21 protein-coding genes are annotated in these 25,716 nt (G+C 49.3%); 3 read left to right on the plus strand and 18 right to left on the minus strand.

The window, feature by feature from the left end; genetic code table 11:
- Position 1 precedes the first annotated feature (1 nt).
- The 16 genes from polA to RQP18_RS07815 form a co-directional block, all read right to left on the minus strand.
- Positions 2 to 2,602: a DNA polymerase I gene (gene polA / locus RQP18_RS07740; RefSeq protein WP_342387160.1), complete on the minus strand. Its 2,601-nt coding sequence runs from the start codon at positions 2,600 to 2,602 to the stop codon at positions 2 to 4.
- Positions 2,603 to 2,725: 123 nt separating this feature from the next.
- Positions 2,726 to 4,303 carry an AbgT family transporter gene (locus tag RQP18_RS07745; protein WP_342387161.1) on the minus strand — a complete coding sequence of 526 codons (1,578 nt, stop codon included), beginning with the start codon at positions 4,301 to 4,303 and terminating at the stop codon, positions 2,726 to 2,728.
- 95 nt (positions 4,304 to 4,398) lie between these two features.
- Positions 4,399 to 5,352, minus strand: coding sequence for a malate dehydrogenase (mdh, locus tag RQP18_RS07750; protein WP_342387162.1), 954 nt, complete (start codon positions 5,350 to 5,352; stop codon positions 4,399 to 4,401).
- Between the two features lie 9 nt (positions 5,353 to 5,361).
- Positions 5,362 to 6,627 carry an NADP-dependent isocitrate dehydrogenase gene (gene icd, locus RQP18_RS07755; RefSeq protein WP_342387163.1) on the minus strand — a complete coding sequence of 422 codons (1,266 nt, stop codon included), beginning with the start codon at positions 6,625 to 6,627 and terminating at the stop codon, positions 5,362 to 5,364.
- Positions 6,628 to 6,661: 34 nt separating this feature from the next.
- The gene (locus RQP18_RS07760; protein WP_342387164.1) at positions 6,662 to 7,777 is read right to left on the minus strand and encodes a citrate synthase; all 1,116 of its coding nucleotides are present in this window, start codon (positions 7,775 to 7,777) and stop codon (positions 6,662 to 6,664) included.
- Positions 7,778 to 8,008: 231 nt separating this feature from the next.
- Complete coding sequence (locus tag RQP18_RS07765; protein WP_342387165.1) at positions 8,009 to 9,556, minus strand: solute symporter family protein; 1,548 nt, start codon at positions 9,554 to 9,556, stop codon at positions 8,009 to 8,011.
- Positions 9,553 to 9,864: a DUF485 domain-containing protein gene (locus RQP18_RS07770; protein ID WP_342387166.1), complete on the minus strand. Its 312-nt coding sequence runs from the start codon at positions 9,862 to 9,864 to the stop codon at positions 9,553 to 9,555. Before RQP18_RS07770 ends, RQP18_RS07765 begins: the two co-directional genes overlap by 4 nt.
- 151 nt (positions 9,865 to 10,015) lie before the next feature.
- Positions 10,016 to 10,723, minus strand: a complete 708-nt coding sequence (locus RQP18_RS07775; protein ID WP_373446000.1) for a hypothetical protein — start codon at positions 10,721 to 10,723, stop codon at positions 10,016 to 10,018.
- A gap of 113 nt (positions 10,724 to 10,836) precedes the next feature.
- Entirely contained in the window at positions 10,837 to 12,597 is a 1,761-nt protein-coding gene (pyk, locus tag RQP18_RS07780; RefSeq protein ID WP_342387168.1) for a pyruvate kinase, read from the minus strand.
- An 11-nt stretch (positions 12,598 to 12,608) separates the two neighbouring features.
- Positions 12,609 to 13,568, minus strand: coding sequence for a 6-phosphofructokinase (gene pfkA / locus RQP18_RS07785; RefSeq protein WP_342387169.1), 960 nt, complete (start codon positions 13,566 to 13,568; stop codon positions 12,609 to 12,611).
- Between the two features lie 110 nt (positions 13,569 to 13,678).
- Positions 13,679 to 14,632, minus strand: coding sequence for an acetyl-CoA carboxylase carboxyltransferase subunit alpha (locus tag RQP18_RS07790; protein WP_342387170.1), 954 nt, complete (start codon positions 14,630 to 14,632; stop codon positions 13,679 to 13,681).
- Between the two features lie 2 nt (positions 14,633 to 14,634).
- Positions 14,635 to 15,486: an acetyl-CoA carboxylase, carboxyltransferase subunit beta gene (gene accD / locus RQP18_RS07795; protein ID WP_342387171.1), complete on the minus strand. Its 852-nt coding sequence runs from the start codon at positions 15,484 to 15,486 to the stop codon at positions 14,635 to 14,637.
- A gap of 18 nt (positions 15,487 to 15,504) precedes the next feature.
- A complete protein-coding gene (locus RQP18_RS07800) occupies positions 15,505 to 15,930 on the minus strand; it encodes a FadR/GntR family transcriptional regulator (protein ID WP_342387172.1) in 426 nt (141 codons plus the stop codon).
- A gap of 11 nt (positions 15,931 to 15,941) precedes the next feature.
- Positions 15,942 to 17,165: an NAD(P)-dependent malic enzyme gene (locus RQP18_RS07805; protein WP_342387173.1), complete on the minus strand. Its 1,224-nt coding sequence runs from the start codon at positions 17,163 to 17,165 to the stop codon at positions 15,942 to 15,944.
- 71 nt (positions 17,166 to 17,236) lie between these two features.
- A complete protein-coding gene (locus RQP18_RS07810) occupies positions 17,237 to 20,377 on the minus strand; it encodes a DNA polymerase III subunit alpha (RefSeq protein ID WP_342387174.1) in 3,141 nt (1,046 codons plus the stop codon).
- 15 nt (positions 20,378 to 20,392) lie between these two features.
- The gene (locus RQP18_RS07815) at positions 20,393 to 21,355 is read right to left on the minus strand and encodes a DHH family phosphoesterase (protein ID WP_342387175.1); all 963 of its coding nucleotides are present in this window, start codon (positions 21,353 to 21,355) and stop codon (positions 20,393 to 20,395) included.
- Between the two features lie 77 nt (positions 21,356 to 21,432).
- Between RQP18_RS07815 and RQP18_RS07820 the strand changes: the two genes are divergently transcribed.
- Entirely contained in the window at positions 21,433 to 21,780 is a 348-nt protein-coding gene (locus RQP18_RS07820; RefSeq protein ID WP_342387176.1) for a YtpI family protein, read from the plus strand.
- A 19-nt stretch (positions 21,781 to 21,799) separates the two neighbouring features.
- On the opposite strand, the gene RQP18_RS07825 is transcribed toward RQP18_RS07820, so the two are convergent.
- Together RQP18_RS07825 and RQP18_RS07830 are read right to left on the minus strand one after the other, a co-directional pair.
- Complete coding sequence (locus RQP18_RS07825; protein ID WP_342387177.1) at positions 21,800 to 23,065, minus strand: DRTGG domain-containing protein; 1,266 nt, start codon at positions 23,063 to 23,065, stop codon at positions 21,800 to 21,802.
- 79 nt (positions 23,066 to 23,144) lie between these two features.
- Positions 23,145 to 23,831 carry a metal-dependent hydrolase gene (locus RQP18_RS07830; RefSeq protein ID WP_342387178.1) on the minus strand — a complete coding sequence of 229 codons (687 nt, stop codon included), beginning with the start codon at positions 23,829 to 23,831 and terminating at the stop codon, positions 23,145 to 23,147.
- 99 nt (positions 23,832 to 23,930) lie between these two features.
- Between RQP18_RS07830 and RQP18_RS07835 the strand changes: the two genes are divergently transcribed.
- Together RQP18_RS07835 and RQP18_RS07840 are read left to right on the plus strand one after the other, a co-directional pair.
- Positions 23,931 to 24,509, plus strand: coding sequence for a hypothetical protein (locus RQP18_RS07835; protein ID WP_342387179.1), 579 nt, complete (start codon positions 23,931 to 23,933; stop codon positions 24,507 to 24,509).
- 62 nt (positions 24,510 to 24,571) lie between these two features.
- Complete coding sequence (locus tag RQP18_RS07840) at positions 24,572 to 25,702, plus strand: alcohol dehydrogenase catalytic domain-containing protein (RefSeq protein ID WP_342387180.1); 1,131 nt, start codon at positions 24,572 to 24,574, stop codon at positions 25,700 to 25,702.
- The last annotated feature ends 14 nt before the right edge of the window (positions 25,703 to 25,716 follow it).

Genomic DNA, 25,716 nt, shown 5'->3' on the forward strand with positions numbered 1-25,716 from the left:
CCTACTTTACTTCATACCAATCATTGCCATACCCGTAGTCCACTTTAAGCGGCACATTGAGTTCCATTGCATTCTCCATGATTTCTTTGATGACCGGAATGAAATCTTCCACTTCATCTTTCGGAATGTCAAAAATCAGCTCATCGTGGATCTGGAGCAATAATTCGGCGTTGAATTTCTGTGCTTCTTTCGATTGTTCGTATTTGACCATGGCGAGTTTGATGATATCCGCAGCACTTCCCTGTATCGGGGAGTTCATGGCCGTCCGTTCTGCGAAGCTTCTTGCATTGAAATTGCGGCTGTGTATATCCGGGATGTACCTTCTGCGGTTGAGGAGGGTCTTTACATAGCCATCCCGTTTGGCATCCTGGACGATGGACTTCATGAAGCTCTTCACCTCGGGGAAGGAATCCAGATAATTGTCGATGAAGGTTTTGGCTTCCTTCCGTGTAATGCCAAGGTTCTGGCTCAGTCCGTAGTCGCTGATGCCGTACACGATACCAAAGTTCACGGCTTTGGCGTTCCGTCTCATTTCGGAAGTGACATCCTCCTTCTCCACATTGAAGACTTCCATCGCTGTTTTTGTATGGATGTCTGTATCACTCGTAAATGCACTGGTCATCGTCTCGTCACCTGTAATGTGGGCAAGCACCCGAAGTTCAATCTGTGAGTAGTCGAGTGCCAGCAGTACGTGCGATTCATCCTTCGGTACAAATGCCTTCCTGATCCGGCGGCCTTCATCGATGCGGATCGGTATGTTCTGGAGATTCGGTTCGACGGATGACAGCCGGCCCGTCTGTGCCAGTGTCTGGTTGAAGCGCGTATGGATCTTCGAATCTTCCTTTATCTCCCCCTGGAGTCCGATGACATAGGTGGACTGGAGTTTGGAGAGAGAGCGGTAATCCAGCAGATAATCGATGATTTCATGCTTGTTCTGGAGCTCTTCGAGTACATTGACTGCAGTCGAATACCCCGTTTTCGTCTTCTTGATCACCGGCAGTTCCAGCTTTTCAAAAAGGATATGACCGAGCTGCTTCGGCGAGTTGATGTTGAACTCCTCACCTGCAAGTGCGTATATTCGCTCTTCTATTTCATCAAGCCGCTCTTTGATCTCCGACTCCATCTCCTCGAGGCGCGAAGGATCCACTCTGATACCGCGGTACTCCATCCTGGACAGTACTTTGGCCAAAGGGATTTCGAGGTCTTTCCACAACCCGAGCATTTCATCTTCCTCGAGTGAGGTTTCCATCAGTGTCCTGACATTATGCACAGCCATCACCTTGTCATTGAGGAACTTGAACTGCGTCTCCCCGGTCGGCTGCTTGGCCTTGCGACCCTTGCCGTAATGATAGTCGTCACTGTCTATATTGATATTGAACTGGCCGGCCGTCTCTGCGACATCAATGATTTTCCTGGATGGATCGAGCAGGAAACTGCCCAGCATGATATCGTAGTCGAAATCCTGGAAATGGATGTCCAGATGTTTGAGGAGCCCCATCTGACGCTTGATATCGTACACATTGATAATCTTCCTGGATTTGAGGAACGTTTCCAGCTGCCCTGGATCGACCCCGTCCATAGGGCTGATGAATGTCCGCTCGCCGTCGGTGATTGCAATGTACTCCGGCCTATGGACCAGATAGTTTTCCGTACGGACTTCCAGGTGGAGGGAGATATCTTCCCCGAGTACATCCATCTGATCCACACGTTCATCTGTGAACTCGACCTTGTCCTCGGTCTCGCTGGCCTCCATATTTTTGAGCAGCGACTCGAACTCAAGCTCCTTGAAGAGTTCATACTTTTCCTGTTCATTGTCCTCCGTGAATCTGAGATTGTCCATACCGAAATCCAGAGGCACCGCCCGGTGGATGGTTGCAAGGGACTTGCTCATCAGTGCATCCTCTTTATGCGCGGTCAGGTTCTCCTTCAGCTTCTTCCCTTTGACCTCATCCAGATGATTCAGCACTTCTTCGACACTGCCGTGATTCTTAAGCAGTTTGAGTGCCGTCTTCTCCCCGACGCCCGGTACACCCGGTATGTTATCCGACTTGTCGCCCATCAGGCCTTTCAGGTCGACGATCTGTTCGGGATCGAGGCCGTATATCTCTTCGATATACTCCGGTGTATACCTGTCGATATCCGATATGCCCTTTTTCGTATAGTAGATGACGGTGTTGTCACTGGCCAGCTGGGTGAGGTCCCTGTCTCCCGTGATGATGATCGTTTCAAAGCCCTCTTCGTCCGCTTTCCTGCTCAGCGTCCCGATGATGTCATCCGCTTCATACTCATCCAGTTCGTATCTTTTGATGCCGTAGGCATCGATCAGTCTGCGGATCGGGGCCAGCTGCTCACCCAGTTCAGGCGGCATCTTCTGCCTGCCTCCCTTATACTCTTCATACTGCTTGTGTCTGAATGTTGATTTCCCTGCATCGAAGGCAACGAGGAAATGAGTGGGAGACTCATCTGCAATCAGTTTTTCCAAAAGCCTGGCATAGCCGAAAATGGCATTCGTATGAAGTCCGCTCTGGTTGCTCAACAGCGGCAGTCCATAGAAGGCACGGAAAGCCACGCTGTTCCCATCTATTAGAATCAGTTTCTTCATTATAATATCTCCTCTCCGCTGAATTATCCCGACCGTTCCAACTCAGCCTCTTCATATCAGATTATACATTTCCGTGCCGGTTTAATCCATAGAAAAAGGCACAGCCAAAGCTGCGCCTCTATCTTACCCGTTATATTCGATTGGTGCATTCGGTCCGAGTGGGATGCCGAACAGCATCCATACGATGAGCATGATCGCCCACGTGACAAAGAAGAAGATGGAATATGGGAGCATGACGGAAATCAATGTACCAATCCCGATATTCTTATCATACTGCTGTGCAAAAGCGATGATGATCGCAAAGTATGTCATCAGTGGTGTAATGATGTTCGTGGAAGAATCCGCTACACGATATGCCATGGTCGTCAGTTCCGGAGAGTATCCGAGCTGCATCATGATCGGCACGAATATCGGTGCCATCATCGCCCATTTGGCACTGGCACTTCCGATGAAGAGATTGACCACGGCCGTGACGAACATGAAGCCGATGATCAGCGGGATGCCAGTGAGGTTGAGCGCTTCGAGCAGTTCTGCACCATAGACGCCGATGACCAGGCCGATGTTGGATTCTGCGAAGTACGCGACAAACTGGCCTGCTGTGAATGCCAGGACGATGAACATGCCCATCGCAGCCATCGTTTCGGTCATCTGGTTGGCAACATCCTTATCATTTTTGATACTGCGGGTAATCAGTCCATAGACTAGACCCGGTATGAAGAAGAGTATAGCAATCACCGGCACCAGTCCGTCACTCATGAATGGAGACTGGACGATTGTATCCATGTAGCTGCCGATCGCATCGTCACCACGCATCGGAGAATTCGGCAGCACGACGAGGAGCAGTGCGAGCGCTATGCCCACAACAGCGGAAATGATCGCCCAGATCAGCCCTTTCTTCTCAACAGGCTTCAGGGGATTCATTTCATCCGTGCTTTCCACTGCAGTGGAATCGCCATTCTTTGGATTGAATTTCCCGAGTCTCGGCTCGACGATCTTGTCGGAGACGAACCACCCTACAAGGGTGAGCAGGAATACACTCGCTGAGATGAAGAAGTAGTTCATCGCCACGTTCATGCCTTCTGCATATTCCGGATCGATGACTGATGCCGCTGCGATTGAAAGTTCCGCGAGCATCGCGTCTGTTCCGCTGAGGAGCAGGTTGGCAGAGAATCCGGCAGAAACACCGGCGAATGCAGCTGCAAGACCTGCAAGCGGATGTCTGCCAAGTGCGAGGAACAGTACGGCCCCAAGTGGTGGCAGTACGACATATCCTGCATCGGAAGCGAGCGAAGACATGATACCGGCAAAGACCAGTCCGGCAGTAATCAGCTGCTTCGGTATGGACAGAACGAACCCGCGCAATGCAGCACTGATCAGTCCGGACCTTTCAGCAACACCTATACCAAGCATTGTGACAAGCACTACGCCGAGCGGTGCAAAGTTGATGAAGTTGTCGGTCATGCTTGAGAATATGTAGCTTATCCCTTCACTGTCAAGCAGATTATTGATTGAAACAGTTTCCTGATCCTCTCCTGGGTGCTCCACCGTAATCTCGAATATCGATAGGACGGCAGACGCTACCAGTGTCAGCGCTGCAAGCAGCGCAAACAGAGTTACCGGGTGAGGCAGTTTATTACCCAGCCACTCGACAAAATCAAGGAATTTTTGAAAAATACCATTTTTCTTTCTACCATTTTCCATTTCAAAAATTTCCTCCCATTTTAAACTGTAAACCGAAAAGGCCACCAAATTGGCAGCCTTATCAGTATAATGCCCATACTTGAATTTTACAAATATTATTTCAACATATTCATGACGTTCGTTACAGACTCTTTGGATTTATCCAGCTGGTCTTTTTCTTCGTCGGTCAGTTCGAGTTCAATGATGCTCTCTATGCCTTCTGCGCCAAGCACAGTAGGCACACCAAGATAGATATCTCCATAGCCATACTCGCCTTCGAGATAGGCGATAGCCGGCAGCACACGCTTCTGATCCGAAAGGATTGCTTCAGCCATTTCGACAAGTGCGGCAGCAGGCGCATAATAGGCGGAACCACTGCCAAGCAGGTTGACGATCTCAGCCCCGCCCTTCCTTGTCCGCTCGATGATGGCATCAATCCTATCCTGGCTCAGCAGGCTCGTAAGTGGCACACCGCCTACATTGGAATAGCGTATGAGCGGTACCATGTCATCACCATGGCCGCCAAGGACGAAGCCTTGCACATCCTTGACGGAAAGCTTCAGTTCTTCGGCGATGAATGTTCTGAACCTCGCTGTATCGAGTACACCGGACTGGCCGATCACCCTGTTTTTGGGAAAGCCGGACTCCTTATATACAGTGTAGGTCATTGCATCCACCGGGTTGGTCAGGACGATGATTGAACAGTCAGGTGAATATTTCACTATTTCACGCGTAACGGCAGACATCACCTTCTGATTTGTTTTCACCAGATCATCCCTGCTCATGCCCGGTTTTCTCGCAATTCCAGCTGTAATGATGACAATATCGGAGTCTCTTGTATCTTCATAATTGCTCGTGCCTGTAATGTCCACATCGACACCCAGGACAGGTGTCGCCTCCGACATATCGAGGGCCTTGCCCCGGGTCGGGTCTTCAGCCTGCGGAATATCGACCAGCACAACGTCGCCCAATGCTTTTGATGCAGCGATGAAGGCTGTCGTGGCACCGGTAAATCCGGCGCCGATGACCGAAATCTTCTTTCTGTTCATGCTGTCCACGCTCCTTGTCATCAAACATGATTACATGTTCTTGATCAGTTCATCTCCAAATTCGGAACACTTCACTTCCGTTGCTCCATCCATCAGACGGGCAAAGTCATATGTGACGACTTTGGAAGCGATCGTTTTTTCCATTGATTTAGTAATGAGGTCAGCAGCTTCCTGCCATCCGAGGTGCTCAAGCATCAAGACGCCCGAGAGGATGACTGAAGAAGGGTTCACCTTATCAAGTCCAGCGTATTTAGGTGCAGTACCGTGGGTTGCTTCGAAGATCGCATGTCCTGTTTCGTAGTTGATGTTCGCGCCCGGCGCAATGCCGATACCGCCGACTTGTGCTGCAAGTGCATCGGAGACATAGTCGCCGTTCAGGTTCATCGTCGCTACAACGCCAAAGTCCTTCGGACGCGTAAGGATCTGTTGCAGGAAGATGTCTGCAATCGCGTCCTTGATGACGATCTTGCCTGCTGATTCAGCTTCGGATTGGGCTTTGTCGGCCGCTTCCCTGCCTTCATCCTCTACAATCTTGTCATACTCTTTCCACGTGAAGACTTTATCTCCGAATTCGCGCTCAGCAAGGTCATAGCCCCAGGCTTTGAATGCACCTTCTGTAAACTTCATGATATTCCCTTTGTGGACAAGCGTTACAGACGGGCGGTTGTTGTCGATTGCATAGTTGATCGCCGAACGGACAAGTCTCTCAGTACCTTCCTTGGATACCGGCTTGATGCCGATTCCGGAAGTTTCAGGGAAACGGATGTTCTTTGCGCCCATTTCATTCTGCAGGAAATCGATGACTTTCTTGACATCATCAGTCCCTTCCTGGAATTCGATGCCCGCATAGATGTCCTCTGTATTTTCACGGAAAATGACCATGTCGGTTTCTTCCGGACGTTTCAGCGGAGAAGGCACACCTTCAAAATACCTTACAGGACGAAGGCATGTGAAGAGGTCCAGTTCCTGCCTCAGTGCCACGTTGAGTGAACGGATGCCGCCGCCGATTGGTGTTGTAAGAGGTCCTTTGATGGCCAGCAGATATTCATCGATCGTATCGAGCGTTTCCTGTGGCAGCCATTCGCCTGTCTTGTCGTAGGCTTTCTGTCCCGCAAGCACTTCTTTCCACTCGATTCCTTTTTTGCCGTCGTACGCTTTTTCAACTGCTGCATCAAGCACCTTGCTTGCTGCACTCCAGATGTCAGGACCGATGCCGTCCCCTTCGATGAATGGAATGACAGGTTGATCCGGTACGTTGAGTACCCCGTTGTCTGTAGTTATTTTTTGACTAGCCATAGAATTTATTCCTCCAATTATTTATCTTGATTGATTATCTTTCTTCAATAGGTTCGTATTTTCTGTCGGTCTGGCCCACATATTCGGCCCTTGGTCTGATCAGACGGTTGTCCTGATACTGTTCAAGGATGTGTGCAAGCCATCCGGACACACGGCTCATGGCGAAAATCGGTGTAAACAGGTCATGGTCTATGCCGAGCGAGTGGTAGACGGATGCACTGAAGAAGTCGACGTTTGGAAGGAGACCTTTTTCCTTCTCCACGATATCTGCTATTTTGATGGACTTTTCATAGAGATCCGGTTCACCGATCTGCTCTGTCAGCTTCTTGGACATATCCCTCAAGTATTTTGCACGAGGATCCCCTTCTTTGTAGACGCGGTGGCCCATGCCCATGATTTTTTCCTTGTTGGCGAACTTCTCTTCAAGATAGCTTTCCACATCATCCGATGAGTCGATTTCGGAAAGCATCTTCATTACACGTTCGTTGGCGCCGCCATGGAGTGGGCCTTTCAATGCTCCGGCTGCCGCCGTGACACCGGAATATACATCGGACAGTGTCGCCACACATACACGTGCAGTGAATGTGGATGCATTGAGTTCGTGGTCCGCATGGAGGACAAGTGCTTTGTTCATCGCTTCAACTTCAGTATCATTCGGCTCTTTTCCATTGAGCATGTACAGGAAGTTGGCTGCATAGCTTAGTCCTTCTTTCGGTTTCACGACTTCCTGGCCATTGCGGATTCTTGAGAATGCAGAAACCAGGGATGCAACTTTCGCCTGGATGCGGATTGCTTTTTCCTGGTTCGCCTCTTCACTCATGTCTTCTGCATTCGGATCGAAATGCGCGAGATATGACAGTGCAGTCCTGATGCCCGTCATCGGGTGGACCTTGTCTGCAGCATATTCTTCAAAATGGTTGTAGACTCTCGGGTTGAGTGTCATATGCTCGAATAGTTTGGCCTGGAACTCGTCCAGTTCCGATTGATTCGGGAGCCTGTCGTTCCAGAGCAGGAAGACTACTTCCTCAAACGATGCATTTTCAGCAAGGTCATCGATTTCATAGCCACAATAAGTGAGCTGGGAACCAATGATAGAACTGATGCGGGAATCGGCCGCTACAATACCTTCTAAACCTTTTTTGTCAGACATATTGACTCTCCTTCTTAGTAATTCATAAAATAGCCACTTCGGCTTCTATACCATTATATCAAATTCAAGAACTTTGTGAATAAATCAAGAAAATATATTAGATTGTGAAAAATTTACCGTTAACCCGCTCGAAAGCCCTTACAAAAAGGAAAAGGCGGTAATTTAATGGAATCACCGCCTTCATAAGAAACAATTAATTATCTTATTGATGCTCATAAGATAATCTTATTATCAGTGGGAGACATCCGATGTCGATATGCCTGTGACCGATTTGACCTTGACTTCACGATACTTGTCATGGGATTCCGCTTTGCCGAGGAATGTTCCCAGGAAGGCGCCGATGAAGCCGGCAGGCACAGAAATCAACGCAGGATTATCCAATGGGAAGATTGGCTCCATGGCGATGAACGCACTTCCGGTTGGATCCATTACATTCGGACTCAGTATGACGAGTGCCAGGGAGACGACAAGACCGGTGATGATGCCGGTGATCGCCCCCTGCGTGTTGAAGCGCTTCCAGAATATCGTATAGACGATGACGGGAAGATTGGCACTGGCGGCGACACAGAATGCCAGCGACACCAGGAAGGCCACGTTCTGGTCCTGGGCGAATATCGCAAGGATGATGGACAGCACACTGACGCTTAAAGCAGCTGTTCTCGCCGCCAGCATCTGTTCTCTATCCGTCATTTTCCCTTTCTTTATCACCTGTCCATAAATATCGTGTGCAAATGCACTTGCGCCGGAGAGCACCAGTCCGGCGACTACAGCAAGGATTGTTGCGAATGCGACAGCTGCAACGAAGGACATCAGGAAGTCTCCCCCGAGCCTTTCAGCAAGCAATGGCGCCGCCATGTTGCCTGCCGGGTTTGCAGCGATGATCTCTTCCCGCGTCAGCAGTGCCGCAGCACCAAAACCGAGGAAAACGGTCAGGATATAGAAGATTCCGATAATCCATGTCGCCCACATGACAGAGCTTCTCGCCGTCTTTGCATCCTTGACGGTGAAGAACCTCATGAGGATGTGGGGCAGACCTGCCGTACCGAACAGCAGGGCGACAATCAGGGAAATGTTATTGAGCGGAGAGTTCCCCTGTGCACCCGGATTCAGGAATGAACCTTCCAATTCCGGCGCAGTGATGTTCTTCATCTCACCGAACATCGCGAATATATTGAAGTTGAAGTTAAGCAGTACCAGAAAAGAAATGATGAGCGTACCGATCATGAGCAGGACAGCCTTGACCATCTGTACCCAGCTCGTTGCCGTCATGCCGCCGAACAGCACATAGATCGTCATCATGATACCTACAAGAATGACGGAAATGCTGTAGGGTATATCGAATAGAAGCTGTATGAGCGCGCCTGCACCGACGAGCTGGGCAAGCATATAGAAGATGACGATGGTGATGGATGAGAGGGCGGCGAATGCCCGGACCTTTTTCAGCTCGAACCTCGCTGCAATCATATCCGCTACTGTATATTTGCCCAGATTCCTGAGCGGTTCTGCGACTATATACAGAACGACCAGATATGCCGTCAGATATCCCACACTATAGAAGAACCCATCGAATCCCCATAATGCAATCGCACCGGCAATACCAAGAAATGATGCCGCCGACAGATAATCCCCTGAAATTGCCAGACCGTTCTGCCAGCCTGTCAGGCCTCCCCCTGCAGTGTAGAAATCACTCGTGGACTGTGTGCGTTTGGAAGCAAAATATGTAATTACCAATGTTGCCCCTACAAACACCAGAAACATGATGATGACTGTTAAATTCATTCGTATTCCCCTTCCCTGTACTTTCTGATGATTTCGTCGGCTTCCTTGTCAAACTCCTTCGCCCTTTTCATGTAGATGGTGACGAGTGTCCATACCATGATGAAGAGCAGAAATGCATAGATCCATGCCCATGAAATATTACCGAATGCTTCATTGGTAAGCAGATCGGTATAGCCCGTCAGCACTGGAAAAATAAGAGTGGCGATGATGAAAAAGATGCTGATCGGCAGGATGAACCTGTTCCGTTTTCTAAGAAGTGCCTCGAATTCCGGCTGTGCAGCTATCTTCTTATAATCAATTTTTGACATTTCAATTCCCCCTTGTAACTAACATTCTATGGGGGGTGTATAATAATGTCAATTTTTTGAATAGTTAAAATGGTATATAATTACACCTATTGGAAGCGCTTCATATAGTCAAAAAAAAAGAGCCCGTTCATTTTTTCGAACGGGTTCTTCCCTACATTTCTTTCGGTTTTTCAATCATCTCCACCTGGCCTATCCTGTCCATGGTAATATTCGAAATGATATTCATCTCTTCTTCCCCGGAGCCTACCGTCAATGTAAGTTTTGCTCCGGTATACTGGTACTCTTCATTGAACTGGACCGTCACAAGGCCATTGAATGTATCCACATTTTCAAGTGCACTTGTCATCTCTTCATTAAAGAACGGCACGGCATCCTCTTTTTCATCTATGGTGTATCGTACCTCATAGCCTGATTCCTGTTCGGATGCCGTACCCTCCCTGAGCGGTTCGAGACGTGAAACAAGATCGCCATACCGGCTGTCTTCGATTTCACGTGGCGTGTCCTGCGCTTCGATGGTTCCGCCCTGATAGATGAAATGGTCGCCTTCGAAGATATAATGGGTCTTTATTTCCTCTCCATCGTCGACTTCCACCTTTATTTCATTCTGTTCACTTCTTGTAGTGATCGTCCTGACTACATATTGGCTGTCTCCGGAAGAAATGGTGGAAGTCTGTCTTGCTTCGTAGCTTACAGTGTCTCCCCATGCCGATGACGCTTCCCCTATTATGTCGGAAGCTTCCATCGATCCACCGTCTTCTCCATCAGATTGCGCTTCCTCTCCAGTGGATTCCGGTGTTCCATCATCCTGAATGCCGGAATCGCCGTCTTCATTTCCGCATGCAGCCAACAATAGCATCATTGCCAATAATAATAACTTTTTCATCTCCGCCACCTCATCTACATTATACCGGCCGTCTCTTTAGTCCACAACAATAAAAAGGGTACTGTCAAAGTACCCTTTCCTGCATTCTGCTATAGTACATTGGCATGGCCGCTGAAGATGCAGTTCTGTTCGGAATCTACAGTAATCGTCATTCCCTCTTCAAGAACTTTCAGGGCATCAGTTGCCCCTACAATCGTCGGCAGATTCAGATTCAGCCCCACAATGGCGCCATGGGAAGTCAATCCGCCCTCTGCTGTGACCAGACCAGCGGCCTTCTCCAGATAAGTGGTCATATCGGAACCAACAGACTGGACAACGACGATTTTTCCTTCGATATCCTTTTTTGAAAGGTCGTCTGATGAATTTACGATGACAACTTCACCGACAGTACTTCTTCTGCCTATGCCCTGTGCCCGAACCAGTACATCTCCGACAATGTGCAGCTTCATCAGATTGGTTGTTCCCGCTTCTCCGGTAGGTACACCGGCGGTAATGATCAGCAGGTCGCCATGGGTCGCGAATCCTTTTTCCATTGCGGCTGATACGGAAACATTCAATAGTTCGTCCGTATCCCTTTTTCCTTCCTTGACGACGGGATGGACCCCCCAGACAAGCTGGAGCTGCCGCGCTACATATTCATGGGGTGTCACGGCGACGATATCAGCATGCGGACGGTATTTCGAAATCATTCTGGCTGTATGGCCGGATTCCGTCGCTGCCACAATCGCACGGCACTGCAGGTTGAGGGCCGTATGGGCAACGGATACGCCAATGGCCGTGACAAGGTTCGTCTGGAGCGACTTGGTTCTCGCTGAGAGAAGCTTCTTATAGTCCTGAGCTTCTTCTGCTGAAACGGCAATGCTTGCCATCGTCTGTACGGATTCGAGTGGATAGTCCCCGGCAGCCGTCTCACCGCTCAGCATTACGGCATCCGTTCCATCATAGATGGCGTTCGCGACATCACTGGCTTCTGCCCGCGTACAGCGTGGATTGTACTGCATTGAATCCAGCATCTGGGTGGCCGTGATGACCGGCTTGCCGAGCATATTGCATCTTTTGATGAGATCCTTCTGGACCATCGGCACGGATTCCGGCGGGATTTCAACACCCATGTCCCCACGCGCCACCATCAGGCCGTCGGAAACTTCCAGAATTTCATCAATATTGTCGATGCCTTCCTGATTCTCGATCTTTGGAATGATCTTGATGTATTCGGCCGACTGCTCTTCAAGCAGCTCACGTATTTCGAGTACATCACTATTCGTACGTATGAAGCTGGCGGCAATGAAGTCCACACCTTCACCGATTCCGAAGATGATGTCTTCGCGGTCCTTTTCAGTGATGCCCGGAAGTTTTACCGAGACCCCCGGCACATTGACGCCCTTCTTATTTTTCAGCACACCATCATTCAGTACATGACAGTGTATTTCATTGGCGTCGAGGTCGATGTCGTCTATCTTGAGCTCGATCAGTCCGTCATCCAGCAGTATACGGTCTTCTGTGTCGACATCATCAATCAGCCCTGAGTACGTTACAGAAAACTTTTCAGTATTGCCGACAACTTCTTCCATCGATACGGTGATCTCCTGCCCCTTCGACAGTTCAATCTCCCCGTTTTCCATCGTATGTGTACGGATTTCCGGGCCTTTTGTATCGAGCAGGATGGCTACAGTGCGGTTCAGCCTGTCTGCAGTCTTTCTTATGTTCTCGATTCTTGCCCTATGCTCTTCATGATCACCGTGTGAAAAGTTCAGCCGGGCAATATTCATCCCGGCATCTATAAGCTTCTCCAGCATTTCAGGTGATTCGGAAGCCGGTCCTATCGTACATACTATTTTAGTGTTGCGCATTTCAATTCCTCCTATATGGATAGCTCTCTTGAGAGCCTGTATAGACCTTCGTCTATTTTGTGGGTTTCTTCAAAGACCTGGTCGAAGCTTGTCCTGGTCATACGGTTGTTCTCGATTCCGACGGCGTGTCCATGAATATCGTTCAGCAGCAGTTCCACAGCAAATGCACCCAGGCGGGACGCCAGCACACGATCGCTGCCTGTCGGTTTTCCGCCACGCTGCATATGCCCAAGTACACTTTCACGCGTATCTACATTGATGTATTTGCGCAATTCCTCGGCACATTCCGCGGCGCTCATCACACCTTCCGCTACGATGATGATGGAATGCTTCTTGCCGCGTTTCATGCCGGTCTCGATCCTTCCGGCAACCTCTTTGATATCGGAAGGGGATTCCGGAATGAGGATGGTCTCCGCACCACCAGCTACGCCGGCCCACAGTGCAAGGTCGCCGGCATCCCGGCCCATGACTTCGATGATGAACGTCCTTTCATGGCTTGTTGCCGTGTCCCTGATCCTGTCGACTGCATCCAGTATGGTATTCAGTGCCGTATCAAACCCGATGGTATAGTCGGTACCATTGATGTCATTGTCTATGGTGCCCGGCACTCCAACCGTCCGGATCCCCTCTTCATCCAGCCGTTGGGCCCCTCTGTAGGAACCGTCCCCGCCGATGACCACGAGGGAGTCGATTCCGCGTTTCTGAAGATTTTCAATCGCCTTTTTCCTGACATCGGGTTCTATGAATTCAGGACATCTCGCAGAATAGAGCTTAGTGCCTCCCCGCTGGATGATGTCACCGACATCCCCCAGTTCGAGTTTTTTTATATTATCGGTGACAAGGCCCTGATAGCCCTGGTATACACCGTATACCTCTATCCCTTCATATATGCTTTTTCTTACTACGGCTCTTACTGCGGCATTCATGCCGGGAGAATCGCCTCCGCTTGTCAGTACTGCAATTTTCTTCATAGTTCCCTCCGTTAAAACATGATCTTATCTTTAAAATAGCACAACTGCTTATCCTTAGCCATAATTTGAATGGTTGAAACCGTTTTAAAGCCAAAAAAGAACAGTCGGAATCAGGACTGTTCGGTAAACACGCCAATATTCATGTATTTGTCGTAACGGTCATCCATCAATGCCTGGCCATCCATGGACCGGAGTTCATCCAGGTGCCTCTGGATCGCTCCATCAAGGGAGGAGATGACTGCTTCCCTGTCATTATGGGCGCCTCCCTTGGGCTCCATGATGACTTCATCTGCAATGCCGAACGACTTCAGATCCGCTGCTGTAATCTTCAGGGACTCCGCCGCTATCTCCTTGAGGGAGGCATCCTTGAACAGTATGCTTGCTGCACCTTCCGGAGAAATGACGGAATATGTCGCATTCTCGAGCATCAGGAGACGGTTGCATACACCGAGGGCCAAAGCCCCTCCAGAGCCGCCTTCTCCAATGACGATGCTGATCACAGGCACTTTGAGGCCGGCCATCTCTACAAGATTCCTGGCAATGGACTCGCTCTGGCCACGCTCTTCTGCCGCTTTCCCCGGATATGCTCCCTTCGTATCGATGAAGCATATGACCGGACGGTTGAATTTATCCGCCTGTTTCATCAATCGCAGTGCCTTGCGGTAGCCATCCGGATGCGCCATTCCGAAGTTCCTGTGGATATTGCCCTTCGTATCGCGGCCCCGCTGATGGCCGATGACTGTTACAGGACTGCCCTTATATGAGGCGATCCCACCTACGATGGCAGCATCATCACTATGGACACGGTCCCCGAAGAATTCGATGAAATCATCGAACATTTCTTCAATGTATTCCAATGTCGTCGGGCGTTTGGCATACCTGGCAATTTCCACACGCTGCCATGGTGTCAGGCTGCTGTAGACCTCGTCTTTCTTATCGTTGACCTTCTTCTCCAGAAAACTGATTTCCTTCGTCAGATCGAGCTTGTTCTTTGCAGCATATTTCTCAAGTTCTCCAATTTTGTCTTCCAGCTCATAAATCGGCTTTTCAAATTCAAACGCCATGGTCACACCCCACTATGCAGTTTCAGTATTCTTCCGAGATAGTTTTTCATATCCCTCCGGTTGACGACCTCATCCAGCTGTCCATGCTTCAGCAGGAATTCGGCTGTCTGAAAATCGTCCGGCAGTTTTTCCTTGATGGTCTCTTCTATCACACGTCTGCCGGCAAAGCCGATGAGCGCACCCCGTTCAGCAAGGTTGATATCCCCGACGGAAGCGAAACTTGCAGACACCCCACCGGTCGTCGGATTTGTCATATAGGCGATATAGAGGAGCCCGGCCTGATTATGACGCTCAATGGCCACGCTCACTTTAGCCATCTGCATCAGTGAGATGATGCCCTCCTGCATGCGTGCCCCGCCGCTTGCTGTAAAGACGATGACGGGCAAACGGCGTTCGGTTGCATATTCGAAGGTTCTGGCCAGCTTTTCGCCAACGGCAGAGCCCATGCTGCCCATTCTGAAGCGCGAGTCCATGATTGCCACCACAGAGGGTGTACCCTCGATGGTGCCTTCTGCACAGATGACTGCCTCATTCAATCCCGTCTTCTCCCTATCCTTGTTCAGCTTCGCTTCATAGTTCGGGAAGTTCAGGGGATTGGCGGATATGATATTTTCCAGGATCGGTTTGACCGTTCCTTCATCCATGAGGGCCTCCATCCGGTCCGGAGCAGTTATTGGCAGATGGTGCTCGCAGTTTGTGCAGACATTCAATCTTTTATAGAGTTCCTTGGAATACAGTATCTTCTTGCAATTCGGGCACTTGGTCATAATTGACTCGCTGTTTTCAAAAGTGCCGTCGTTGCGGTTGGTTTCATTGACTTTTTTATTCAGTTTGGAGAACAAGTCTTTTAGCATAATAAACCCCTTGCTTCTTTACGATTTGAAAGCTTTTGAATATTTGTCGAGCAGGACATATATCTTCTTCATGATCTGATTGTCATCATCATGGACAGTCGCCTCGTCATCATGATGCTTTGATTTCACATATGCCTCGATCATCTGTTTTATTTCAACTATTTCATTCTGTTGCCTTTCTGTCCTGATCAGATATCTGCCGATGAGCTGGAAAAGCTGATGGCTGTCGATATCGGCCAAAAAGGTCCCTTCTCCACGGCGGACATAGATGATGCCGAGCAGTTCGAGTGCTCTCAATGCTTCTCTTACACTCTGCCTGCTTACATTCAGCTTTTCTTTGAGATACCTCTCACTCGGCAATTTTTCGCCGACCTGGATGTTTTCAGACTCGATGAGATTGTGAATTTCTTCAACAATATTTTCCAGACCTTTTTTTTCCGTCATTTCATCAGACACTATAGCGTCAACCTGCGCGCTTTCTCATAGACTTCATCCGGGTCCACCTTGATGCGGCTGACTCCCGTCTGCATCGCAGCTTTCGCCACCGCCCTCGCTACATTGGGTGCCACCTCTTTATTGAACGGTTCGGGGATGACATAGTTGCTGTTCAGATCGCTCTCATCGATCAGGTCGGCAATCGCAAGGACAGCAGCCTTCTTCATCTCATCATTGATATGCGTCGCCCTGACATCGAGCGCCCCTCTGAAGATGCCGGGGAAGGCCAGCACATTGTTGATCTGGTTCGGAAAGTCACTGCGTCCCGTACCGACTACGAGTGCGCCAGCAGCTTTCGCATCTTCCGGCATGATTTCAGGATTGGGGTTCGCCATGGCGAATATGATCGGATCATCAGCCATGCTTTCCACCATCTCCGCTGTCAGTGCACCTGCAACGGATACACCGATGAATACATCCGCATCTTCGATGACATCACCAAGCTCCCCTTCCTTGTGGGCATGGTTGGTGAAGCGGCTTACCTCAGTTTTCACAGCGTTCATTCCATTGGGCCTGCCTTCATAGATGGCTCCTCTGGAGTCGCACATGATCATCTCTTTGACACCGAAGCTGTGCAGCAGTTTCACGATTGCCACACCGGCAGCACCGGCACCATTCAGAACCACCTTGATCTGGTTGAGGGATTTGCCGGTCAGTTTCAGAGCATTCATCAGACCACTTAGAGTGACGATTGCCGTACCATGCTGGTCATCGTGGAAGACAGGTATGTCCGTCTCACGGCCAAGACGTTCTTCAATCTCGAAACACCTCGGTGCGGATATGTCCTCCAGGTTGATGCCGCCGAAGACAGGTGTGAGCAGCTTTACAGTCCTCACTATTTCGTCCACATCATTCGTATCCAGCGCAAGCGGGAAGGAGTCTACTCCGGCAAAGTTTTTGAACAGGGCGCTTTTGCCTTCCATTACAGGCAGACTCGCCATCGCACCAATATTGCCCAGGCCGAGTACAGCGGAGCCATCGGTGATGACTCCGACAGTATTGCTCTTTATTGTATAGTCGAAAACAGTGCGTTCATCTTCATAGATTTCTTTGCAGGGCTCTGCGACCCCCGGGGAATAGGCGAGGCTCAGCGCCTCCTTGTCTTTTATTTCCACTTTGGAGTTTACGGAAAGTTTTCCTTGCTTTTCTCTGTGCATCTCTAGTGCATCATCTCTTAGGGACAATATGATCTTCCTTTCTTAAGTGGTCATACCACCAATTATATTAACATTATCCAATTTCCATGACAACAGATTCACCCAAGCAGGCGGATATCGGTCAGGCTGATGTGCTGCAGCAGCTTATGGATATTCGATGTTTCAATATTACCAAGCTTTTCCTTCCTGTCAAAATCATGGACGGGTATGCCTGCTTCATCGAGGAGTCCGGAGAGGTCATAATCTTGCGAATTGCGGATGACGACACGTTTCGCCGAACGGATGCAGCCCTCCCGGAACGCCTCCACATCCTCCACTGCATCTATGATCAGCTGCGACTGCGACTTCCTCGTTTCCATCCTTCCGGTCACTGCAACGATTTTGCGGGACAGTTTAGGATGTACATTGAAATAGACTTTCGGGAAGATGACGCCTTCCATCTCCTGATATCCATCGGATATTCTGACGAAGGCCATATTCTGCCCCTTTTTTGTACGTATCGTCTTGATATTCTCAAAAAAGACGAGGTAAGTTCCCTGCCTCTTCTGGTGAAGCAGGGAAAAAGGGATATACTGCAGGGATTTCTGCAATGAAATGATGGGATGATCCGACAGGTGGAAGCCGAAGACTTCCTTCTCCCCTTCTATCTTTTCAATTTCATCCATTTCATCCGCATAATGGTATTCCTTCTTTATATTGAAGCCCAATGTACTTAAAAATGAGTCGTGGGCGTACTCTTCCGAATTCAGTTCATCGAGCATGGGCAGTGACTGGAGCAATGTCTTCCTGTTCTCTTCAAACCCGTCCAGAGCACCAGAGAGAATGAGCTGCGTCAGCACCTTCCTGTTGAGCACCACATCCTTCACACGCGTCTTGAGGTCATAGATGTCCTCGAACGGCCCGTCTTTACGCGCCTCGATCATCGCTTCACTCATCCGGTATGTCACACCCCGGATCATTGAAAAGCCGAGTTGGATGCCATCCACGCTTCTATTGCTCCATACCGAGCGGTTGATATCCGGTGGATGCATTCTGATATGCCTCTGCTTCACCTCATTGATGACCTGTTTGACTTTCGCATCATTGCCGAAATGGTGGGACAGGATGACCGAGTAGAAGATTTCTGGAAACTTCGTCTTGATGTAGGAGAGCATATAGGAGATTCTGCTGTAGGCGACGGCATGGCTCTTTGGGAAGCCGTAATCTGCAAATTCGAGGATCAGATTGAAGATATGGTGTCCCACGTTACTGCTGTATCCGCGCTCTACCGCTCCCTTCTCAAAATGACCACGCTCCCGCTCCAGTGTTTCCCTGTCCTTCTTGCTCATTGCACGTCTCAGAATATCCGCTTCCGCATAGGAATATCCCGCAATTCTGGATGCGATCTGCATGATCTGTTCCTGATAGACGATGACACCGTAGGTTTCCTTGAGGATATCCTTTATATCGGAATGGGGGTATTTGACAGAGGAAGGATTTCTTTTGCCGGCGATGAAATTGGGAATTTCCTTCATCGGACCTGGTCGGTAGAGGGCATTGACAGCTACGATATCCAGAAACTGCTCGGGCTTCATTTCCCGGATGACTTTCCGGATGCCGTCCGATTCCAGCTGGAACACGCCCAGCGTCATCCCGCGGCCGAGCAGCCGGTATACATCGGAATCATCCGGGATATCGCCCAGATTGAATGCATCATCCCACCTTTTTATCTGGTTCACCATATGTTTGAGCAGTGACAGGTTCCTCAGGCCGAGAATATCGATCTTGAGCAGCCCTGAGCCCTCCACTTCATTCATCGGCCACTGGCTCAGGGTGTGCCCCTCACTGAAGATGACCGGCACATTGTCCGTCAGCCTTTCCTCACTGAGCAGCACACCTGCTGCATGTGTGGAAGTATGACGTGGCAGCCCTTCGATTTTCTGGCACAGGGTGGCATAGACACTGTACTTCTGGTCTGCCTGTACAAGCGACTGGAACGCTTCCGTGGCAAACGCCTCTTCCAGTTTCGTACCCGGAGCATCCGGAATGATGCTGGAAATCATTTTCAATTCATCTTCACTGAATCCCAACACCCGCCCCACATCACGTGCCGCCATCTTGGCACTCAACGTTCCATAGGTGACGATATGGGCGACATTCATCTCTCCATATTTTTCAATAAGATATTCGACCACTTCGTCTCTTCTCGTATCTTCGAAGTCTATGTCGATATCCGGCATCGTGACACGCTCGGGGTTCAGGAAACGCTCGAACAGCAGATTGTATTTCAGCGGATCTATTTCAGTGATGTTCAGCAGAAAGGAGACGAGGCTTGCACTCGAAGACCCTCTGCCCGGACCGACATATATCCCCTGCTGCTTCGCATGGTTTACTGCGTCCTGCACAATGAGGAAGTAGTCTTCATAGCCCATCTCCACGATGATTTCGTATTCATATTCAAGCCTTTCCAAGTATGCATTACTGCCATCGGTCTTGACTTCGAGCTGTTCCTTCAGCATATTCCATAGGAAGGCTTTCGAATCATGATTGTCCGCATGCGGATAATGCGGCAATGTCCGCTCCGCCCTGGGCAATGTGACATCACACTTTCCGACCAGTGCCATGTTGTTTTCCAGGTGGCGCCTTTCCGCCTCGTCCAGATCTTCGGACGCCCTTACGAAATCCTCCCCCCGTACATTCCGGATTTCTGCCGGATCGATCCTCCCATTGTCGCGGATGGCGTTCAGCACTTCTTTTGCAGACAGATCCTCCGGGGATATGTAGTTGGCCTGCTTCATGAATACGCTCTGGTACGGTGAGTCCTGCACATCATGACTTGTGTATTTGTCCGTTTCATCAACGGCCATCGCCTCCAGCACACCGATGCCGGATGCATCTTTGGCGATCACAAGGCAGTCATGGATGTTTTTGGCCAGGAAGTTCTGCGGTGTATAGTGGAGATCCTTATAGGAGAGCATGGCTGAAAGACGGATCAGCTCCCGGTATCCCGATGTGTTCTTTGCAATCAGGACCACCGGAATGCCGTTCAGCTGGTTGTCGATCGATATTTCCATGCCGATCAGTGGCTTCACACCGAAATGCTCCGCCCGTCTGACAAAATGGTAGACGCCATGGAGGCGGTTGAAATCGGTCAATGCGACAGCTTCCTGTCCGTCCGAAGACACCTTTTTAAGCAGCTGATCAATTCTGATATTGCTATTCAGAAATTCATAACAGCTGTGCACATTCAAATTGATCATAGGGCTGCCCCCCTTTTAAAGTTTGCTGTCCAACGCTTTAATCAATGCATCCAGTTCCTCACGGGAGGCGACGCTCACTCCGCTTGCCAGAGGATGGCCACCGCCGCCGAATCTTTCTGCCACATCATTGATGACGGTTTTCCTGGAACGCAGCCTGACACGGATCTCGTCCTCCTCTTCGACCGCCATGAACCATATGGCAGCTTCCTCTATCTCCCTGTAGAGGTTGACATGCATGCTCGCCTCGTTGCTGTTGATATCATATTCCTCGAGTATGGACTTCGGCACCCATACAGAAAGTACGCCCTTCTCCGTCATCTCGAAATTGTCGATGAGATACCCTTTGAATTTGAACTGCCTGATGGACTGCCTGTTCATATCGCTCATGTCTTTTGTGGCGTCAAAATTGAACTTCTTCAGTTCAGATGCCACTTTATGCGTCATGCTGCTCGTGTTGTCGAACAGGAACCTGCCGGTGTCCCCGACGATCCCTGCAAACAGCAGCCTGGCTGAAACATCATTGATGTAGTCATTGTCGAAGCCCCATACAAAGGACAGCAGGAATATCAGCTCCGAAGTCGATGATACGCCAGGTTCCACAATATTGAGGTCACCAAAAGGATCGTGATTCGGGTGGTGGTCTATTTTGACGACTTTGTCCCCGAGGGACAGATCTCCGTCAATCCGGTCCACGCCTGCAGTATCCACTACGATGAGGAGCGGCTTTTCGACTGAGGTTGCGGTATCCATTTCCCCGAGGAATGCCAGTGAAGGCTCCGTTTCCCCGAGCGCCGTCACTTTCTTGTTCGGAAAGATCGATTTCAATATCGCCTTCAGTCCCAATTGGGCTCCGATGGCATCGGGATCGGGTCTCACATGCCTCAATATGATGATTTCATCGTACTCGTTGATCATGTTGAGAAGTGTCTTATGATTGCTTTTTAATGTTGGAAATCCATTTATATATTCTGTGAACAATTAAAAATCTCCCTCTATTTGGATTTACTTGGTCAGTATAATAAATTATACTACAATATGGAATGGAGTTGTATCCGATGGAAATGTTATATCAGATTGCTGTCTCCTTTCTCGTCACCGTGCTCCTACTCAGCTTTTTCATGTTCATCCTCTATAAAGTGAGGATGGTAAGGAGCGACCGTGATGTCAGAAAGGCATACTACAACAGCATATCAAGAATCTGGCTTGGTGTATTGATCCTGTCATTCGGTCTTAACACGATGTTCCAGTTTCCTACAGCCGTTTCATATATTATTGGCGTACTGTTCATTGCTGTCGGTGCATATAATATATGGCATTTCAATGCTGCAAGGAAATACTTCAAAGGCAATCTGCCAATTGAAGACAAGGCATGGGCAGACTTCAATCGCAAGTCCGGAAAATAGACAAGTGGATTCCACTTGTCTATTTTTCTTTGTAATATTGGATGAGCAGCATCGCCTTCGAATACATTTCCCCATTCGACAGCGCCTCTATCTCAAGCCTCAGGAACTGGTCTCCCAGGTCCAGTATGTGCCCTTCGATGGCCAGTTCCTGGTTCATCTGGACCAGCTTGATGTTCATCACATTGAGCGTGTCGATATGATAACTGTGGATGCCGTTGTTATTGAGCACCACTTCTGCGAGACGTTCGATGAGCCGCATGAATTCGGACTGCGCGATACTGCCATATTCATCTGTCATGAACGGCATGACTTTGATATGGATACTGTTCTCCTCAATCCTCATCTCCCGGTCCATCAGCGTGTCCGAGGAGAGGGCGCTGCCAAGCTTGCTTGACTCCCTCTGCTTGAATACATCCCGGCGGTGCACAATGCCTACCAGCGTGCCATCCTCTTCTACGACCGGGACGATATTCAGCTGATGCCAGCTCATCAGCTGCCTTAGACGCTGCAGTGTACTGGAAGTGGTCGCAACTATGTCGGAAGGGGTCGCATCCACCCCTCTTTCAATCAGCTCTGGAAGTTCGGAGGACTTTATCACACCTTTGTATTTTCCCTCTGCCGTAAGCACTGTAATCTTATCCGCCGGGAAATACTCCTTCCCGGCATCCCTCTTGATATCATAGACATACTCGTCCTGCCTGATGACAAGATCGCTCGCGGTAATCACATTCGTCATCAGGAGCATGCTGTAGAGTTCCCTTTGGATGATCGATGCAACGGAGAATGTATCCGCTGTGGTCGATATGACCGGGAGCGCCAGTGCTTCGGCTTTTCTGAGGATTGCAGCATCCGCACCGAAACCACCTGTAATCAGTATTCCAGAGTAGTTTTCGAGCGCACGCCACTGGGCATCCTCCCGGTTCCCGACGATCAGGAGCGCCCCTTCTTCCAGGTAGGTTTCCAGTGCGTCCGTACGCATCGCACCGATGATGAATTTACTGATTTCACGGTCCAGTCCTTCCGCACCGGCCAGTACCTTGCCTTCGATCACCCGGTTCACCTGCTCGAAACTCAGGTTTCCTTCTATGTATTGCGCTTTGGGGGCGACTCTGATCGTGCCGACCCTTTCGATTGTTTTGACCAGACCTTCCTTTTCAGCATCCTTTATCGCCCTGTAGCTCGTCCCATCCGAAACACCGAGATGGGCAGAGATCTGCCTGACCGAAATTTTAGCGCCTTCCGGGAGGCTGTATATATATTCAAGAATTTCATCATGTTTTGACATCTAATCACCTGGCATCCATTTTATAAAAATGAGGAACACCACTCCTGGTGTCCCCCACCTGTCATTATATTCAGAATCCCTATTGAAAATCCACCGTTTCGCCCGGTTTCAATACCTGGACCTGTGTCTTTGCCCTGCTTTTGAATGCTTCCGCATCCTGTTTGATCGGAGGGAAAGTGTCATAGTGCACCGGCACGGCAACTTTTGGACGGATCAGTTCGTCTGTTGCATGGGCCGCATCTTCGATGCCCATTGTAAAGTGGTCGCCGATTGGTACAAATGCCACATCGAACGGTCCATTGAGGTCGGAAATGAGCTTCATGTCACCGAAAATCCCTGTATCACCGGCATGGTAGACTTTCTTCTCTCCCGCTTCGATGATGATGCCCGTCGGCATCCCCGTATAATGTACATTGCCTTCATCATCGGTGAAGCTGGAACTGTGGAAGGCATGTACAAATTTTATCGAACCGAATTCGAACGACTTCCTACCGCCGATGTTCATTCCGATTGTCTCGAGCCCCTGGCCTTCAAGATAGCCGGCCAGCTCCACGGGAGCGACAACCGTAGCATCATTGTTTTTCGCAATCGTGACTGTATCCCCCACATGGTCGTTATGGCCATGGGTCAGGAGTATATAGTCCACTTTTACATCATCTGCGTTCAAATCCGTCAGTTCATTGCCATTGATGAACGGATCCACGATGACTTTTGAATCATTGTTTTCGAGTTGGATGATTGAATGGCCGTGATAGCTTAATTTCATGAAATCCTTCCTTCCTGAATGATTGTTGCATGTTATTACTTTACCCGAAGACCTTCGATTCATTCATTATTATGATACAATTTTTATGAGGTGAAATATATGAAAACGATTCATCTGAATCATGAACTTTCCAAAGATTATACATCTGAAATATTGGCAAAACCGGATTTCAGCACACCAAATTTGGCCCTCACGGGCATGAAGAAGGCGCTGTATCCAGGCAGCGAACACTTCGTTTCCATCAACCACTGGGAGGAATCGGATCCCTTCCTGCAGAAGAACATCATCGTGGAGACCGTACGCATGCTAGAGGATGCCGATGGCTTCATCACCGATCAGATTTTTGAGGACCGCCATCATCACATCAATCTGACGTTTGTCAGTGAACTCTCAAATATCATCGGCAACCGCCATTTCATCGCCGGTCCGAGCTTCAGCAAGGTACCTCCATTCCTCCAGAGCCGGCTGCTCGATGAACTTGTTTCACACGATGTATCAGGTGTGATGTATGACGTAAGGGATATGGATCCGGACGACTTCAATGCACTGCAGCCCCTCGCAAAACTGAAGATCCATGCAAAAAAGCGCATCGTCCTCATACCGGTCGTCAAAGACGAAGAACAGAAGAAGGCATTGACACGCAACATCCCTTTCGAGGTCGTCTGTGTTGCAGAGTGATGTTTATAATCCCTTTATAGGGGAATAAAGTATGCAACACTCATGCAAAGGATGTGTCAATATTGCAAGCTGTAACTGTACAAGGAAAAAGCAAAGTCAAGGTTAAGAAGATGAAAGCGCCCGAAATACAGGAAGGAACGGACATGATCATCAAAGTAACATCCACAGCCATCTGCGGTTCGGACCTGCACCTTTATAGGAAGAGTATGCCCATATCAGATGACTACATTATCGGACATGAACCGATGGGCATCGTCGAAGAAGTCGGACCAGGCGTCCAGAAGATCAAAAAGGGCGACCGCGTAGTAATCCCATTCAACATCAGTTGCGGGGAATGCCACTTCTGTCAGAATCAGATGGAAAGTCAATGTGATGTTTCAAACCCACACAATGACACTGGTGCCTACTTCGGTTTCTCTGAACAGTTCGGGAACTATCCGGGCGGACAGGCAGAATACTTAAGGGTACCTTATGCTGACTTCACTTCATTCGTTGTACCGGAAGATAGCGAACTCGAAGATGAAAGCGTATTGTTCCTATCCGATGTCATGCCTACAGCATACTGGAGCGTAATCAATAGCGGTGTCAAAAATGGAGATACAGTGATCATCCTCGGCTCCGGTCCCATTGGCCTGATGGCACAGAAATTCGCCTGGATGAAAGGCGCCAAACGTGTCATCGCCGTCGACCATGACCCTATCAGGTTGAACCATGCCAAACACACAAACAATGTTGAAACGTTCAACTACAAAGAATACGACGACGTTGGCAAGAATCTTCATGAATCCACCAAAGGTGGTGCCGAAGTCGTCATCGACTGCGTTGGAATGGACGGCGAGATCACGGCGAAGGACCGCATCAAGACACTCGGCGGACAGATTGGAACAATCGATCCGATCATCACCGCTGCAGACTCGGTCAAAAAATTTGGAACCATCCAGTTGACTGGCGTCTATGGTGCCCCGGCAACAGGCTATCCGCTGCCAAAGATTTTCTCAAGAAACGTTACAGTAAAAAGTGGCCAGGCGCCCGTCATACATTTCATGCCTGAACTCTACAGAATGGTGGAGGACGGAAAAATAGACCCGACGGATATCATCACGCATAATGTTCCGCTTAAAAAAGCGGAGAAGATGTACAAGATATTCGATGGCCATGAAGATGAATGTATAAAAGTCGTCATGAAGCCATAAAATTCAATATTGAA

It is taken from the genome of Salinicoccus sp. Bachu38 (assembly GCF_038561955.2).
Classification (GTDB): domain Bacteria; phylum Bacillota; class Bacilli; order Staphylococcales; family Salinicoccaceae; genus Salinicoccus; species Salinicoccus bachuensis.

Coding starts and splice junctions, on each gene's coding strand:
- RQP18_RS07820 (WP_342387176.1), top strand. CDS start 21,433: ATGGAAATGTTATATCAGATTGCTGTCTCCTTTCTCGTCACCGTGCTC.
- accD (WP_342387171.1), bottom strand. CDS start 15,486: ATGCTAAAAGACTTGTTCTCCAAACTGAATAAAAAAGTCAATGAAACC.
- RQP18_RS07800 (WP_342387172.1), bottom strand. CDS start 15,930: ATGACGGAAAAAAAAGGTCTGGAAAATATTGTTGAAGAAATTCACAAT.
- icd (WP_342387163.1), bottom strand. CDS start 6,627: ATGGCTAGTCAAAAAATAACTACAGACAACGGGGTACTCAACGTACCG.
- RQP18_RS07745 (WP_342387161.1), bottom strand. CDS start 4,303: ATGGAAAATGGTAGAAAGAAAAATGGTATTTTTCAAAAATTCCTTGAT.
- RQP18_RS07810 (WP_342387174.1), bottom strand. CDS start 20,377: ATGATCAATTTGAATGTGCACAGCTGTTATGAATTTCTGAATAGCAAT.
- RQP18_RS07765 (WP_342387165.1), bottom strand. CDS start 9,556: ATGAATTTAACAGTCATCATCATGTTTCTGGTGTTTGTAGGGGCAACA.
- RQP18_RS07775 (WP_373446000.1), bottom strand. CDS start 10,723: ATGATGCTATTGTTGGCTGCATGCGGAAATGAAGACGGCGATTCCGGC.
- mdh (WP_342387162.1), bottom strand. CDS start 5,352: ATGACAAGGAGCGTGGACAGCATGAACAGAAAGAAGATTTCGGTCATC.
- RQP18_RS07790 (WP_342387170.1), bottom strand. CDS start 14,632: ATGGCGTTTGAATTTGAAAAGCCGATTTATGAGCTGGAAGACAAAATT.
- RQP18_RS07825 (WP_342387177.1), bottom strand. CDS start 23,065: ATGTCAAAACATGATGAAATTCTTGAATATATATACAGCCTCCCGGAA.
- RQP18_RS07760 (WP_342387164.1), bottom strand. CDS start 7,777: ATGTCTGACAAAAAAGGTTTAGAAGGTATTGTAGCGGCCGATTCCCGC.
- polA (WP_342387160.1), bottom strand. CDS start 2,602: ATGAAGAAACTGATTCTAATAGATGGGAACAGCGTGGCTTTCCGTGCC.
- RQP18_RS07830 (WP_342387178.1), bottom strand. CDS start 23,831: ATGAAATTAAGCTATCACGGCCATTCAATCATCCAACTCGAAAACAAT.
- RQP18_RS07835 (WP_342387179.1), top strand. CDS start 23,931: ATGAAAACGATTCATCTGAATCATGAACTTTCCAAAGATTATACATCT.
- pyk (WP_342387168.1), bottom strand. CDS start 12,597: ATGCGCAACACTAAAATAGTATGTACGATAGGACCGGCTTCCGAATCA.
- RQP18_RS07770 (WP_342387166.1), bottom strand. CDS start 9,864: ATGTCAAAAATTGATTATAAGAAGATAGCTGCACAGCCGGAATTCGAG.
- pfkA (WP_342387169.1), bottom strand. CDS start 13,568: ATGAAGAAAATTGCAGTACTGACAAGCGGAGGCGATTCTCCCGGCATG.